The sequence below is a fragment of the Shewanella sp. SR43-4 genome, assembly GCF_014163845.1.
GTDB classification, from domain to species: Bacteria; Pseudomonadota; Gammaproteobacteria; order Enterobacterales; family Shewanellaceae; genus Shewanella; species Shewanella vesiculosa.
Map to the genome: position 1 here is coordinate 64,865 of NZ_JACJEB010000016.1, position 13,981 is coordinate 78,845.

General features: G+C 41.8%; 13 protein-coding genes. 6 read left to right on the top strand and 7 right to left on the bottom strand.

What is annotated here, in order from left to right:
- The first annotated feature begins 9 nt into the window (after positions 1 to 9).
- On the top strand, positions 10 to 480 hold the full coding sequence (locus tag H5123_RS16555) for a DUF2141 domain-containing protein (RefSeq protein WP_182698678.1): 471 nt from the start codon (positions 10 to 12) through the stop codon (positions 478 to 480).
- Positions 481 to 498: 18 nt separating this feature from the next.
- Positions 499 to 2,016, top strand: a complete 1,518-nt coding sequence (locus H5123_RS16560) for a carotenoid oxygenase family protein (protein WP_182698679.1) — start codon at positions 499 to 501, stop codon at positions 2,014 to 2,016.
- A 579-nt stretch (positions 2,017 to 2,595) separates the two neighbouring features.
- Here H5123_RS16560 and H5123_RS16565 read toward each other — a convergent pair.
- From H5123_RS16565 to H5123_RS16580, 4 genes are all read right to left on the bottom strand, one after another.
- Positions 2,596 to 4,020, bottom strand: coding sequence for an AmpG family muropeptide MFS transporter (locus H5123_RS16565; RefSeq protein ID WP_182698680.1), 1,425 nt, complete (start codon positions 4,018 to 4,020; stop codon positions 2,596 to 2,598).
- Between the two features lie 128 nt (positions 4,021 to 4,148).
- Positions 4,149 to 4,481, bottom strand: a complete 333-nt coding sequence (locus H5123_RS16570; protein ID WP_124017839.1) for a hypothetical protein — start codon at positions 4,479 to 4,481, stop codon at positions 4,149 to 4,151.
- 367 nt (positions 4,482 to 4,848) lie between these two features.
- Positions 4,849 to 5,433 carry a peptidylprolyl isomerase gene (locus H5123_RS16575; RefSeq protein WP_124017840.1) on the bottom strand — a complete coding sequence of 195 codons (585 nt, stop codon included), beginning with the start codon at positions 5,431 to 5,433 and terminating at the stop codon, positions 4,849 to 4,851.
- 58 nt (positions 5,434 to 5,491) lie between these two features.
- Positions 5,492 to 6,058, bottom strand: coding sequence for a YajG family lipoprotein (locus H5123_RS16580; RefSeq protein WP_124017841.1), 567 nt, complete (start codon positions 6,056 to 6,058; stop codon positions 5,492 to 5,494).
- Positions 6,059 to 6,282: 224 nt separating this feature from the next.
- On the opposite strand from H5123_RS16580, the gene H5123_RS16585 reads away from it, so the two are divergent.
- Together H5123_RS16585 and H5123_RS16590 are read left to right on the top strand one after the other, a co-directional pair.
- Entirely contained in the window at positions 6,283 to 7,350 is a 1,068-nt protein-coding gene (locus H5123_RS16585; RefSeq protein WP_259395684.1) for a DUF2804 domain-containing protein, read from the top strand.
- A 223-nt stretch (positions 7,351 to 7,573) separates the two neighbouring features.
- The gene (locus H5123_RS16590) at positions 7,574 to 8,452 is read left to right on the top strand and encodes a sterol desaturase family protein (protein WP_182698681.1); all 879 of its coding nucleotides are present in this window, start codon (positions 7,574 to 7,576) and stop codon (positions 8,450 to 8,452) included.
- 28 nt (positions 8,453 to 8,480) lie between these two features.
- Here the strand turns inward: H5123_RS16590 and H5123_RS16595 are convergent, their stop codons facing one another.
- The gene (locus H5123_RS16595) at positions 8,481 to 9,269 is read right to left on the bottom strand and encodes a bifunctional 2-polyprenyl-6-hydroxyphenol methylase/3-demethylubiquinol 3-O-methyltransferase UbiG (RefSeq protein WP_182698682.1); all 789 of its coding nucleotides are present in this window, start codon (positions 9,267 to 9,269) and stop codon (positions 8,481 to 8,483) included.
- Between the two features lie 56 nt (positions 9,270 to 9,325).
- Positions 9,326 to 10,489: a methyltransferase gene (locus tag H5123_RS16600; protein ID WP_182698683.1), complete on the bottom strand. Its 1,164-nt coding sequence runs from the start codon at positions 10,487 to 10,489 to the stop codon at positions 9,326 to 9,328.
- A gap of 333 nt (positions 10,490 to 10,822) precedes the next feature.
- Here H5123_RS16600 and H5123_RS16605 point away from each other — a divergent pair, with 333 nt between their 5' ends.
- Positions 10,823 to 11,233: a hypothetical protein gene (locus H5123_RS16605; RefSeq protein ID WP_124017846.1), complete on the top strand. Its 411-nt coding sequence runs from the start codon at positions 10,823 to 10,825 to the stop codon at positions 11,231 to 11,233.
- Between the two features lie 49 nt (positions 11,234 to 11,282).
- Here H5123_RS16605 and H5123_RS16610 read toward each other — a convergent pair whose 3' ends face one another.
- The gene (locus tag H5123_RS16610; protein WP_182698684.1) at positions 11,283 to 11,762 is read right to left on the bottom strand and encodes a type II secretion system protein; all 480 of its coding nucleotides are present in this window, start codon (positions 11,760 to 11,762) and stop codon (positions 11,283 to 11,285) included.
- A gap of 381 nt (positions 11,763 to 12,143) precedes the next feature.
- On the opposite strand from H5123_RS16610, the gene H5123_RS16615 reads away from it, so the two are divergent.
- Positions 12,144 to 13,970 (top strand): ABC transporter transmembrane domain-containing protein, encoded by a 1,827-nt coding sequence (locus tag H5123_RS16615; RefSeq protein ID WP_182698685.1) that lies wholly within the window; start codon positions 12,144 to 12,146, stop codon positions 13,968 to 13,970.
- Positions 13,971 to 13,981: the final 11 nt, after the last annotated feature.

The window sequence follows — 13,981 nt, forward strand, 5'->3', positions numbered from 1 at the left end:
GATATAAAAATGAGCATCAACAGCCAGAAAATAAATGTTAACAGCAATAAATTAACCCAAGTCATACTGACCTCAATACTCTGCAGTTCATTGTTTACTTCATCGGTTTTTGCAGCAGATATCTCTTTTGAAATAGAGGGCGTTAACGCTCAACCCAGTAAGATTTACGCACAGCTGTTTAATAGTCAAGACAGCTATTCAAAAGGAGAGGCATTTAGTGCTACTTATCTTCAAGCTAAGCAAGGTATCAATAAGGTCATTTTTACTAATATTCCTGTCGGTCAATACGCTATTCGCTTCTTTCAAGACGAAAATAATAACGGCACATTAGACACCAACCTATTTGGAATGCCATCAGAAGGTTATGGATTTTCAAACAACGCCAAACCTAATTATGGTCCAGTTGGTTATCAAGATGCGGCATTTACCGTAACCGAACAGCAAGATCCTGTGATTAATCAAACCCACATTATCTACTAACATAGGGAGGTGCTAATTATGCAACGTAGACAGTTTTTAAAAAGCATGGCTATAGTCGGTGCATCAAGTGTATTGCCCGCATCTGCAACCTTACTTACCGCACCCGTAGTTCCGGCTATGGTCAATGTTAAACAGTTATTTAATGATGCCTTAGCTGTTCATCCTGAATTGATTGGTTTTGCCAATGTAGAACGTAACTTTGAGCCACAAACACTTTCACTTGAAGGGCGTATTCCAGCAGATTTACATGGGGTATTTTATCGCAATGGCCCAGCAAAACATGAACGTGGAGCCATCCGATATCAACATGCCTTTGAAGGTGATGGCATGTTGCAACGTTTTGAAATAAAAAATCAGAATATCGTCCATCGCGGCCAGTTTATTAACACACCAAAATTTAGCCAAGAGCAACAAGCCCAGCAATTTGTTTATTCTGGCCCTGAGACCAAAATTGCCCATGCGCTACCGGTGGTGACTCCTGACACAGTCAATACCGCCAATACCAATATCATTGCTGTTGGTGATGATCTTTGGGCGCTTTGGGAGGCGGGGTCTCCGACAAAAATAGATCGTGATTCAATGCAATTTCAACAGCAAGTTCATTTAGGAGCAGAGTCAAAATACGCCAATACTTTACAAGGGCTGCCTTTTTCTGCTCATCCAAAAGTGGATCCTAGTGGTGATATTTGGAATTTTGGTTTGCATCCATCAGGTAATATTGTGCTCTATCATTTGGCCGCGAACGGTAACGTCAAAAATGCAGGGGTAATTAACACTCAATATCGTGGCGCAATGCTGCATGATTTCCTCATCACAGACAAGCACCTGTTGATCATTCTGCCATCACTGTTTACTGATAAATCTATTGAAGGACATTTTGAACAAATTAAATACAATACTGACATTCCAATGAGGGTGTTAGTGATTAGTAAGCAGTCATTAACTGTTATCAAGCACTACGAACTTCCAGCGGGGTTTGTATTTCATTATGGAAATGCCTGGGAAGAAATAAATGGCACTATTCATTTTGATGCGAGCTTGTATCCCGACGTGAATGTATTGCATAAGCTGTCTAATGTTATGCAAGGCAAGATTGAACAGGCCAGTACAAAAGCAAAAACAGCGCTGATTACTCTGCACACAGAGGGTCATTACAGTATGCAAATAATGCCAGGTACGAGCGAGTTCCCACGCGTGTGTGATCATGTGGTCGGTTTAAAAAACCACTATTTATACCATCTGTCAGCTAAAACCAATAGCCTATGGAGTGATACATTATCATCTCTCAACACAGATACTGGCGCAGAACAGCATTACCATTTTGGGGAAGATTACTTGGTTGAAGAGCACATTAGTGTTTGCCCAAAAGCGATCGAAAATACCGGCTACTTAATCGGTACCGCACTACATGTACCGACAAAGCGTACTTGTTTGAATATCTTTGCAGTGAATGATTTATCTTCAGGCCCCATTGCAAGAGCATGGCTACCATACCATCTGCCCCTAGGATTTCATGGTAATTTTATGCCGAGCTAAATACCTTCAACATCACCAAACGCCTCGATAACGTTATGCCGTCGTAGTCCATCCACAACCTAGTGGCTTATTCAATTTGAATATCACAGCGGTGAGCTAAAGGAGCTGCGGCGTTAACTACAACACATTTCGTCCAAAAGTAAGCCCGTTGCTTAGATTTGATTGTTTTATTGAGCTCTTACCGGCAGACAAGCATGACGTTAAATTGAAGAGAGAAATTTCCCGTGTAGATGAATCGGCGAGCATCTCAAACCGCGACATTTTGGCGCCGCCCACATGGATGCTTACCGTAAAAATTAATCGCTGGCGTCTCGCTTAATCATCTGCACTAGGCCTGCACTAGGCAGTTAGTTTCAATCACGTCATGGTGCACTTAAGCAATGTTAATTAGGCGAGATTAATCAGACTTGTCATTCTCTTTAGCCAGTGCAGAACCTTGTCACCAAAATCCAACTGAAGTTTGCTAACACCTAACACCTGACAGCCCAAAAAGATAAAGGCAGATTCTGACTCAGAAAGGCTACCAGAATGACCTCAACTAAGTATTACCGAGTTGAGGTTAAATTGATCATAGCGTTGCTAAAGAGGTGGTTTAGCCGCATCTGTTGATACATCAATTGAACCATCTAATGATTGAGCCTGTGCCATCACTTGTAGCTGCGATCGATTAACCAACACCACTAATAACAGCACAGGAAAACCAATCAAACTCGCAGCAATGAAAAAGTTGATATAACCAAAAGCATTGACATATAAGCCTGAAAATCCGGCGATAAATTTTGGAAACAACAACATGATTGAGGATAACAAGGCATATTGTGTTGCGCTATAACCCGTACTGGTTAAACTCGATAAGTAGGCAATAAATGCCGCAGTCGCGATACCAGCACTAAAATTATCCACCGAGATAGCCAAGGTTAAAAATGGCACGTTATAGCCAATATAGGCCTGCCAGGCAAACAACAAATTAGTTACCGCAACTAATAATGCGCCCAAGAATAGAATTTTCATGGTGCCATAACGCATCAGCAATACTCCGCCAAAAGCGGCGCCGACTAAGGTCATGATTAAACCATAGACTTTACTGATAAAAGCGATTTCCTCTTTGCTGAAACCGATATCGACATAAAACACATTTGCCATGATGCCCATGACAATATCGGAGATGCGATAGCATGAAATGAGCAACAAAATCAGAATGGCACTTTTGCCGTGACGTTTAAAAAAGTCAATAAAAGGCAATACGCTAGCACTGTATAACCAGGCTAACGTTCCGGCGATTTTGGCTGGATACTTGGCTGCAAAATCGGCTCTTAGTTGCCGTTCTTTATCGTCAGCGTATTTAGTATCAACCTGAGGTTCTTTGCTGCATAGGGTGGTAATAATGCCAATGCCCATTAACATTGCCATGGCAAAGTACGCTGTTTGCCAAGCTTGTAGATTGTAAGCATCATCACCTGGTGATACCCAAGCTGCTATGGTTAAGGCACCTGCGGTGGCAATGATCATCGCCCCTCGATAACCGACCTGATAGGCTGCTGCGAGTGCTGCTTGCATTTTTTCTGGAGCAGATTCAATTCGAAAAGCATCAATGACAATATCTTGAGTCGCTGATGCGAAGGCGAGTAGTAGCGCGCACAAAGCCAAACGTTCAAGATTAACCACAGGATCGCTGATCGACATACCAAGTATGGCGCCAACTAAGCACAATTGTGCAAACAGCATCCAACCTCGTCTTCTGCCTAAAAAGCGCGTAAATAAGGGCAGAGACATACGGTCGACTAATGGTGACCATGCCCATTTAAAAGCATAGGTGAGTGCTATCCAGCTAAAGTAACCAATGGCGGCTCGGTCAACGCCGGCCTCACGTAACCAAAAGCTCAGCGTCGAAAAGACCAGCATTAATGGTAAGCCGGCAGAAAATCCCAGCAAGAGTAAGATTAATACTCGTTTGTGGTAATAAACCGATAATGCTTCACGGGTACGAGCCAAAAAAACCGACATAAGACAACTGGATAATGGAGAATGGCTCTAGCTTATGTTGCAAGAGGTTTAGGTTCAAGCCATTCTAAAAGATTATTCAGCCAGTTTGAGGTTAAACTAGAATGCAGACCATAATTCAGATAATTGACTTAAGGTCTGATACCTATACAGCTTTGTGGCACATTGCCACCAATATTGATGTAGTCGCAACAGTCATGCACTTGTTGGCGTAAATATTGATTGCCTTTAATGGCCCAACCAGACCAATGATCAAAACAATACAATAAGTGCCAAAACACTTTTTCAGTATCACTGGGTTGCTCAGTTAATTGCTTGGGATTGTTTGATATAAATTGCCACTCTTCTAATACATCCCACATGTACAGTTGTATTTCTTTGTAATCTAATTGATTGTCTAAAAAAGCTTTGCCGTAATAGGCAAGTTGTGGGGCTTTGGTTTCAATGAAATCATTAGCCGTCATAATATTTACGTCCTTGAATATTAGAAGTACGGTGCCAAGAGTTGCGCAGCTAATTGTCTGAAAGAGTAAACTAGATTATAGACGTTAATCTGGCGATTAACGTGATAAGCATTAAAAAAAGAGTCATATTTGTCATTCTATAGTGCTATTTCATTGATTTATAAGCTAGTAAAAATGTAGGGGCTAGGTAGTCGGATGATTATGTCAAACATCCCTTGGTGCTGGTTAATGTCAATCGTGCACTGGTATTGGTATTTGTGCTGGTCCAGATATTTTTGAAACTAAGAATTTTTGAGACTAAGCATTAAGACAATATCGATGGTAATGCGCTTATTACCATCGATAGGTATAGATCAGTCGTGGGAAATTAGCGAGGCAGTAAAGTGGCTTTTTTTAGTATTACGGTTTTTACCGGAAAATCGGGCCAGTTTAGGGTGCTATTATGTTCAGTCGGCATCAATGAAATGGCTTCTAGCACATCCATCCCTTTGGTGACTTCACCAAAAACGGTGTAGCCCCAGCGGCGTTTAGACGGATCTAATTTCTTATTGTCACCCATGTTGAAGTAAAACTGTCGTGTGGCTGAATGGGGGTCATTATCTCGAGCCATGGCTATTGTGCCAAGAGCGTTCGATAAACCATTGCCCGACTCATTTACCACAGGCTTTAGCGAAGGACGTTCTTCTAATTTAGGAGTTAAGCCACCACCTTGAACCACAAATTCGGCGATTACCCGATGAAAAATTGTATTGTCGTATTCACCCTTAACCACATAAGTTAAAAAGTTATCGACTGTAAGTGGCGCACGGGTTCGATCTAACTCAACCACAATTTTCCCCATAGACGTGTCTAACTCTACTTGTGGATATAGGGTGTCTTTTTGAATATCAACTTCAGCATTGGCGCTTATGCTGGCCAATAACAATAAACAAGTGGCTAGCCATTTAAACATAATATGCAATCCTTTTATTGGCATCTTTCGTGACTCATCGCTGCTAAGCCGTGGTCAATTAACGTTGAATAAATTGGTGTAACTCTTCATCGTTAAGAATTTCAGTCGTGAGTTTATCCACTAGCTTGGTGATATCTAATTCAAGCGTGGCAAAATCAGGACTCAATGGACCCTTTAAGTAGCCGTTAGCATTATATGTTTTAGTAAATTCTTGCTGTGAATTTTTAGCTAGTACATTAATCACTAAACGTGTTTTAGATTCAAAACTGAAGGTGGTATCAGTGACATCTGCTAATAAATAATTCAACTGAAATTGCACTGAATTTCGTGCGGCGGGGTCTATGACATAACCAGCTTTTATCATCCCATTACGAAATAACTTGTCCAGTTGTTGGCGGATAGGTTCACTGGCACTCACTAATCTCGGCGTTTTGCCTTTTTCGTTGAAACGTACCACAAAACTGGCTTCGCGGGTGTCTATGGTGTCAACCATTACCGGATAATCAGCTTCAGTTTGTAACTTGACGGGCCCCAATGTGGGATTGAGACCAACATGAGTTGGCTCATAACTCGCACAAGCTGATAGCAATAATGTAGACAGTAAAATAGGGATCAATAACTTCATGAGGCAACAATAACAAGCAAAAGGTAGATAAATGATACCAGAATTTGTCTGGGTTTCCAGCATCGCTAAGGTTATGTTGTTATAAAGATAAATTCACTAATGAACGCCTCGAGGTATATAGCTAAGTCAATAATCAATAACTTGTTTCAGAGGTTCAATTTAGATGCCGACAACAATCTTACGGGGTTGTTGACATTAATCACTGATCAATTCAGGTTAGTATTATGCAACTTAAGTTTGATAAACAACATTATGTAGGTAATGCAATGCAACATAAACAGCCACAATTGGCGCCAGATAAATTGATTAATGCCAATGGCCAGCCTGTATTTGGCATGTTTGATGGGCTTGTTGATTCACTCAACGTTGATCAGTTTGCTTACTCTACGGTAATGGACAAACCTGCATCAGCAGTGGCTAAGCATTTTGATTTTAAGCAGTTCCAATTTGTGAGTATTATCACCCCTCATTATATCGTTGCACTTGCGATTGCGGATATTCGTTATGTTGCTAATGGCTTTTGTTACCTGTATGACATCAAAGCTAATAAACTAACGCAAACACAATGGCTAACCCCATTAGGGCTTGGCTGTAAATTAAGTGACTCACCTAAGCATGGGCGCGCTGAGATTGGCCGGAAAAGCAAAGGAATTGTTATTGATATTGTCGACGGCCAATGGCAAGTCGAGATTAATCTTGCAGACATACAAGCCAATCTGCGTATTCAGCCTGCACCATTGAGCTTACCCATCTGCTTGTGTACCCCAACGGGTTATAACGGTTGGACCTATACTCAAAAGCACAATGGCTTAGCCGTCACTGGACAATTAACCATTCATCATGAACCACAGCCTTTGCAATATGCATTGGCGGGTTATGACTTTTCAGCTGGATTTATGCGCCGCGAAACCAGTTGGCGTTGGGCTTCAATCAATGCTCAAACCGACGATGGTGTTATTGGGCTTAATTTGGCCGCCGGGGTTAACGAAACTGGTCAGACTGAAAATGTAATGTGGATTAATGGTCAACGTCATTTATTGGGTGGTGCACAGTTTGATTTTAATCGTCACTCACAACAAGATGGATGGCATATCACGACTAATGATGGCAATGTCGACTTGCATTTTAGACCATTAAATCAGCGCAGCGAAAAGCTCAATTTAATTTGGTTAAAAAACAACTTTAGACAATACATTGGCTATTTTAGTGGCGTGATTTGCGATAACAATGGTAACCAATATAAGTTAACTAATCAGCTTGGCTTAACTGAAGACCATTTTGCCAAATGGTGATAAATACTAATGGTATCTACGAGGTGAGTGCTTTTTTAGCCTATGGCTTACGGATAACTAGAAACTGGTTACTCACACCGGATAACTAAAAAGCGCTTATTGGAAGCGGTTTACTAAAATGGCTTTGGCGCAACAAAGCGTTGATTTGGCATTAGGCATTAGGCGTAGCGAAGCGCTAGTACAAACCTTGTTAAAATAATAATAAATAGAAATGGATAACAATATGGACATGGATTTACTGATTGCTCACCCTGAGTGGTTATTATTGGTGTTAGCACCGATCTTTTTCGGCTGCATTTTATTGGAGTGGTGGTTTGGCGTTCGCGCCCAGCGATTACCGAGTAATGCTCAATATCGCCCTGCCGAAGTGCTGTGTAATTTTGTATTAGCTGGCATGCATCAAGTGGCGGATATCATTGCAGGCTTATTTATTGCGAAAATCTATTTACACTTTTTCGGCTGGCGTTTATTTGATATGGAAATGAGCTTATTCACTTTTGGTTTATTGCTCATAGCTCAAGACTTTTGTTATTACTGGTTTCATCGCGCTAGTCATCGTATTCGTTGGATGTGGGCGGCGCATGTGGTGCATCACAGTTCAGAAAACATGAATTTCAGCACAGCTTTTAGACAAAGCTTAATGTACCCATTGGCAGGAATGTGGCTGTTTTGGTTACCGCTGGTGGTAATTGGCTTTGATCCTAACTGGGTGGTATTTGCGGTGTTGCTCAATCTAGGGCTGCAGTTCTTTGTTCACACCCAAGCGATTAAGTCGTTAGGGCCATTGGAATGGATTTTTAATACACCGTCCCATCACCGAGTTCATCATGGGCGTAACCCACAATACATAGACAAAAATTATGCGGGGGTACTGATTATATGGGACAAACTCTTTGGTACATTCGAGCCTGAAAATGAAACTGTGGTTTACGGTATAACTAAACCGGTAAACAGCTTTAATCCGTTAGTGGTGACCTTTAGTGAATGGCGCGAGATGTGGGGTGATGTTACCCAAGCCCAATTATCTCTAAAACAACGTTGGCGGATATTGTTTGCACCGCCTGCAACACATCAACAGTCATCAACTAAAACGGATGCTTAAGCTTAGTTAAATAGGCTTTAGGCTCATTTTATCCCACTTTGCTAGCTTTAATAGAGTAGATAAGTGGGATGAGATGGCCTTGATGCTTTAGCTGATATCCTTTGCCTGCCACAAACTCCAAACCCTCGATACAGTTATAAGGACTGTAAGGGTGCTCGTTAAACGCTTCGATGCTGAGGCCCGCCGCAATGAGTGCGCTAATCACTTCACTTATCGGATGTGGCCAAGTGACTACGGTTTCGATTTGGTCGTTATGGTTTTCGGTGTAGGTGACTTCAGCTTCAATATCCGCTTGTAACTGCGCAAAATAGCCATAACCAGACAACACATCATTAAACGGGTGGAACTCAACTAAATGAAACTCACCGCCAGGTCGTAATGCGCCCGCAATGGTTTGGGCCCAGCGAGTTAAATCGGGTAACCAAGCTAACACCCCATAAGAGCTGAATACGATGTCATATTGCTCGGTATTGTGGTCACCAAACTGATAGATGTCATTATTGATAAATGTTGCTGGTAAGTGTAGTTGAGCGGCCAGCTTTTTGGCTGTTTTAATCGACTCGCTAGATAAGTCTACGCCAGTGACATTAGCGCCAAGTCTTGCCCACGATAAACTGTCTTGCCCAAAGTGACATTGTAGATGCAACAGACTTTTATTGTGTACATCACCGACTTGTTCAAGTTCAATGGGGTTTAATGATGACTTGCCTTGGATAAATGCATCTAAGGCGTAAAATGTTGAGTCAAGATGGATTTGTGTTCGCTGGTTCCATGCGTGTTTATTGATCGCTAAATAGTCTTTTGCTTGATTGTCCATTAAATAAAGTCGTCCATTATGATTATTGTCAAATTTTTATATAGCGACCGATCAACTTATTTTATCGCTTGTAAAATGACAAATTTACCATTGGATGCCACAGTCGTGCAGTTTTTAAAAATGCGCTTTATTTTAACGTGGTAGGCTAAATGTCGATTACCGACAATATGCAATAAACCGCCTTTCTTTAAGCGTTTATGTGCGTCGACAAACATTTGCCAAGCGATGTGGTCGGTAATAGCTTCCCCTTGATGAAACGGAGGGTTACATAGCACTAAGTCTGGTTCAACATCTGCGGGCAAGTTACTCAGGCAATCGTCCCAATGGAAAAAAGCTTGTGGCGTTTGTTCTGTTTGTGGTTCTTGGGACTGAGCGTCTAGGGCGTTAGCATGCCAATTATGCTTTGCCGAGGCGATAGCCATATCAGAATCATCGACAAAGTGGATCTGCGCATGTGGATAACATTGCTTTGCATGTAAGCCTAAAATACCGTTACCACAGCCTAAGTCTATGATGTGGTTGAATTCACCTTTGGGCATGTTATCGAGCATAATCCTTGCGCCAATATCGAGCTTATTGGCAGCAAATACATTGGCAAGATTGCTCATCGTCAGTTTCAGTTCATCGACGTTCCAACTCACCGCTTGCGCTAATGAGCGTGGTTTACCATCGCTAATACAGCTGATTACCCGTGTTTTTTTCCACGCTAAACTGGCTGATGCAGGACCTAGATTCTTTTCAATACTGGCGAGCAATGCGGGGTTGATTGACTTGGCTTTAGCACCGATCAGTATTTGGGTTCCCGCTGGAAGCACGGTTGATAAACGCGCAAGTTGCTGGCCAAAGTAATGAAGATTCTTCGGTAATTTCATCAACACTAATTGAATATTGTCTGGCAGAGTATCGCGACTGTTAAACCATTGAATATTAGTCGGTGCCAGTTTGTTGCCTAATAAATTTTGCTGACATCCTAGCAAACTGGTTTTTGCGTCGGTTTCTATTAGTAGCTCACTGTTTGGAGCTTGTGCTGCTAATGCACATGTCAGCGCACCAAAATTATCATTAAGAATCGCGGTTGTGCTTGGGGTTATTTCTGCATCAATGAGGTATTTGATTAGGTATTCATCAGCCGCGTCCCATGCTTGTAAGTTGGATGCTTGTTGGCTTGGATAACGAAAAAGCTCAAGCTCTATACCTGAACAAGCAAATTGGGTTGTCATGACTGTGTTACCTAATAAAAAAGAATATCAATAAAATAGCCCAATATTATCTCAGATAACACCTAGTAGCGCGAGGCTTAGGCTTAAACAAGTTGATAAGAAAAATATGAGTTCAGTTTTACTATTTTATCCGTCAGCTATTCTCGCTAAGGCGATATTGATATTTAAATGCCAAGGGAGATTTTTTATAAAACAAGATGCTAAGAGTACCTCGCTAGGGCAATCAAGCATTATTGGGTAAAAATGTTCATGTTATACCGATGATTGCTATTAATTGTACGGTTAAGTAACATCAATCTATTGACTTAAAATAATGGTTTTCAAGGGATAATGATGAAAGGTGCTGGTGGAACGTCTGGCGGAATAGGTCAGTTCTTTATTGGATTAGTGATGATGTGTGGTGGCTTTTATATGTTATTAAATGCCATAAAAGTGACCAGTTCATTTGGCTTTAGTAGCCATTTATATCAGCTCGGTGGTTTTGGGCTTACCAGTGGTATGGTGATGATCCCATTTATGTTTGGCGTGGGCATTATGTTTTATAATGGCAGAAACATACTTGGCTGGTTACTGACATTTGGCTCATTAGTGGCATTAATTTTTGGCGTAATAAGCTCGATTAATTTTCGATTCTCTTACATGAGTGCATTTGATTTAATTGTTATTTTGGTACTTAGCGTGGGTGGTTTAGGCTTATTTTTACGCTCTTTGAAAGCGATTGAAAAACGCTACCCTGAGTCTTAATCATGTTTGTGGATTGCAATAAATGCGTGTGTTAAATGATATTTGACGATTAACAGCCGCTAGTTTGAACATTTATAATGGGACGAACACTAGTTGAAGTTGCCTGACGGTAACGTAAATAACATGCTGCGGTGCCAGCATCTTCAACAATAACACCATGCCAATATATCCAGGCTCCAGCAAACACGCTGGGGCGTTTGTTCCAATCACCTTGTGGTAGGTTTATTAATAGATCAATCCCCTCAGCACTTCCATCTGGGTAACCATACGCCAGCTTAATATCAACACCATCAACATTAAGTGTCGTTGACGCAAGTCTTTCTACGCCGGCAATAGCGGCTTTGGAATTGGTTAACGTTGCCGCTGACTGCATTGCTGTTTCCATGCCATCCATAGTCGACACGATTGCATCAGTACGTAAATCAATAAATTTACTTGTAGCCACAACAGCTAATATGGCCAAAATAATGATCACGACAACCAATTCTATTAATGTAAAACCGCTTGACGCGCTTAAGCTATTCTTCATTATATTTTTCCTCATATTATTGTTAGTCAAAAGCAGGGCGGGGAGCTTGAAATAACAATATTGGCGCAGTATGTGGCAATATTTTATATGCATAAGGATTTTAATACTGCAGCAAGAAGCCACAAACGCAGCCCAAGTGGGCGGCTACACGGCTTGCATTTTCATCAAATTAGTTTGTTTTAGGGTAATGGCTTATGTCGTATCCCTAAATAAACCATTAAGTTGTTCGTGCCGAACGAATGTTAACTAACAAATTTCAACCAACAAGGTTCAGTACCCGCTTAGCATTATTTTTGCTGAACAATAATCAGGTGTTTTGGGTGCTTGTAGTTAAAGCATCTACAATGTTTTGTTGGTACTATCAGAATATCTTAGTTATTTATGCTGGTTAATACTGTGACGAATTCAACGACTACTGCAACCGCGGCAATTTCTCCTACTAAATCTTCTCCACCGCATCCTGTTCTGCCTTGGATTTTACAGTTTCTATCGCCTTATCGTTTGAAGGTAGTGGCAGCAATAATCTTTTTGTTTATTGGATCGCTAGCATGGCTATCGCTTGGGCAAGGTGTGCGACTGATGGTGGATGAGGGCTTTGTTGCCGATAACGCAGGGCGTCTAAATGAGATTATGTTGTTTATTATTGCGATAACAGCGGTCAGCGGCACAGCGGTTTTTTGCCGATTCTATCTTATGACATGGCTCGGCGAGCGGGTTAGTGCTGATATTCGATTACAGGTTTACAGTCATTTAATCGCGTTATCGCCAGCTTTTTTTGCCACCCAGCGAACTGGTGAGGTGATTTCACGATTTACCGCAGACAGTACTTTATTACAAAGCGTTGTTGGGTCGAGTTTATCAATGGCATTACGTTCAAGTGTCACTGTGATTGGTGGCATTGTTATGATGGCGTTTACCAGTGTTAAATTGACCGCATTAGTTTTATTAGCGGTTCCCTTGGTACTAGGCCCTGTGAGCTTTTTTGGACGAAAAGTAAGGGCTTTGTCACGTAAAAGCCAAGATAGAGTAGGCGATCTAGGTGCTTATATCGATGAAACGTTACATGAGATTCATACCGTTCAAGCGTATACCCATGAAGCTAAAGACCGTCAACTTTTTTCCGACCGTGTTGAGGCGGTAATGGATGTGGCGAAAGGCCGTATCAAGTATCGTGCACTACTTATATCAACCGTGATGTTCTTAAGTATTGCCGCCATTGCCTTTGTGACTTGGATTGGCGCCAAAGACGTTATGTCTGGCAGCATCACTGGCGGGGAGTTGTCTGCGTTTATGTTTTACGCTGTGATGGTCGCAGGTGCTGTAGCGACTATTAGTGAAGTCTTCAGTGAAATTCAGCGGGCTTCTGGGGCGGCTGAACGGTTAGTGGAATTAGTTAACACCCCAATAGACATACCTCAGCAAGCTGTACCAGCGCAATTGGTGCTGCCTGTTAATGGTTTGCTCAGTTTTGATAATGTGAGCTTTGCTTATCCATCGGATCATGGGCAAGACGTGATCCGCCAGCTGTCGTTGACGATTGCTCCTGGTGAGCGGGTGGCATTAGTGGGTCCAAGTGGTGCAGGGAAAAGTACCTTATTCGAATTGATGATGCGCTTTTATCAGCCCAAACAAGGGCGAATTTTATTAGATGGTATTGATATTTCGACGCTATCATTGGCTGATTTACGCCAACAATATGCACTGGTACCGCAAGAGTCGGTGATTTTTGCTATGAACGTACTCGATAACGTGCGATATGGTCGCTTAGATGCCAGTGATGAAGAAGTTAAGCAGGCTTGTATTGCGGCTAAAGCCGACGAGTTTATTAGCGAGTTTACCCAAGGCTATGCAACTTATTTAGGTGAACGTGGTGTGCGCTTATCTGGTGGTCAAAAGCAGCGGATAGCGATTGCTAGAGCGATTTTAGCCGATAGGCCATTACTGTTACTTGATGAGGCCACTAGTGCGTTAGATGCTGTGAGCGAGATAAAAGTTAAGCAGGCGCTTGATTCTCTAATGGCTCAACGTACCACAGTGATTATTGCCCATCGTTTAGCGACAGTGATTAATGCCGATCGGATTTTTGTCATCGATAAGGGGCAATTAGTTGCCAGCGGAACCCATAGCGAATTGATGACCAGTAACGAATTATATCGTGAGTTTGCTAGCTTACAGTTATTAATGGATAACGATGAGCCCGCAATTTAATCAGCTCAGAA

What these genes read in the sequence shown, in the direction of transcription:
- H5123_RS16580 (WP_124017841.1), bottom strand. Translation starts at nt 6,058, where the DNA reads ATGAAGTTATTGATCCCTATTTTACTGTCTACATTATTGCTATCAGCT.
- H5123_RS16570 (WP_124017839.1), bottom strand. Translation starts at nt 4,481, where the DNA reads ATGACGGCTAATGATTTCATTGAAACCAAAGCCCCACAACTTGCCTAT.
- H5123_RS16555 (WP_182698678.1), top strand. Translation starts at nt 10, where the DNA reads ATGAGCATCAACAGCCAGAAAATAAATGTTAACAGCAATAAATTAACC.
- H5123_RS16560 (WP_182698679.1), top strand. Translation starts at nt 499, where the DNA reads ATGCAACGTAGACAGTTTTTAAAAAGCATGGCTATAGTCGGTGCATCA.
- H5123_RS16565 (WP_182698680.1), bottom strand. Translation starts at nt 4,020, where the DNA reads ATGTCGGTTTTTTTGGCTCGTACCCGTGAAGCATTATCGGTTTATTAC.
- H5123_RS16610 (WP_182698684.1), bottom strand. Translation starts at nt 11,762, where the DNA reads ATGAAGAATAGCTTAAGCGCGTCAAGCGGTTTTACATTAATAGAATTG.
- H5123_RS16605 (WP_124017846.1), top strand. Translation starts at nt 10,823, where the DNA reads ATGAAAGGTGCTGGTGGAACGTCTGGCGGAATAGGTCAGTTCTTTATT.
- H5123_RS16575 (WP_124017840.1), bottom strand. Translation starts at nt 5,433, where the DNA reads ATGTTTAAATGGCTAGCCACTTGTTTATTGTTATTGGCCAGCATAAGC.
- H5123_RS16595 (WP_182698682.1), bottom strand. Translation starts at nt 9,269, where the DNA reads ATGGACAATCAAGCAAAAGACTATTTAGCGATCAATAAACACGCATGG.
- H5123_RS16590 (WP_182698681.1), top strand. Translation starts at nt 7,574, where the DNA reads ATGGACATGGATTTACTGATTGCTCACCCTGAGTGGTTATTATTGGTG.
- H5123_RS16600 (WP_182698683.1), bottom strand. Translation starts at nt 10,489, where the DNA reads ATGACAACCCAATTTGCTTGTTCAGGTATAGAGCTTGAGCTTTTTCGT.
- H5123_RS16615 (WP_182698685.1), top strand. Translation starts at nt 12,144, where the DNA reads ATGCTGGTTAATACTGTGACGAATTCAACGACTACTGCAACCGCGGCA.
- H5123_RS16585 (WP_259395684.1), top strand. Translation starts at nt 6,283, where the DNA reads ATGCAACTTAAGTTTGATAAACAACATTATGTAGGTAATGCAATGCAA.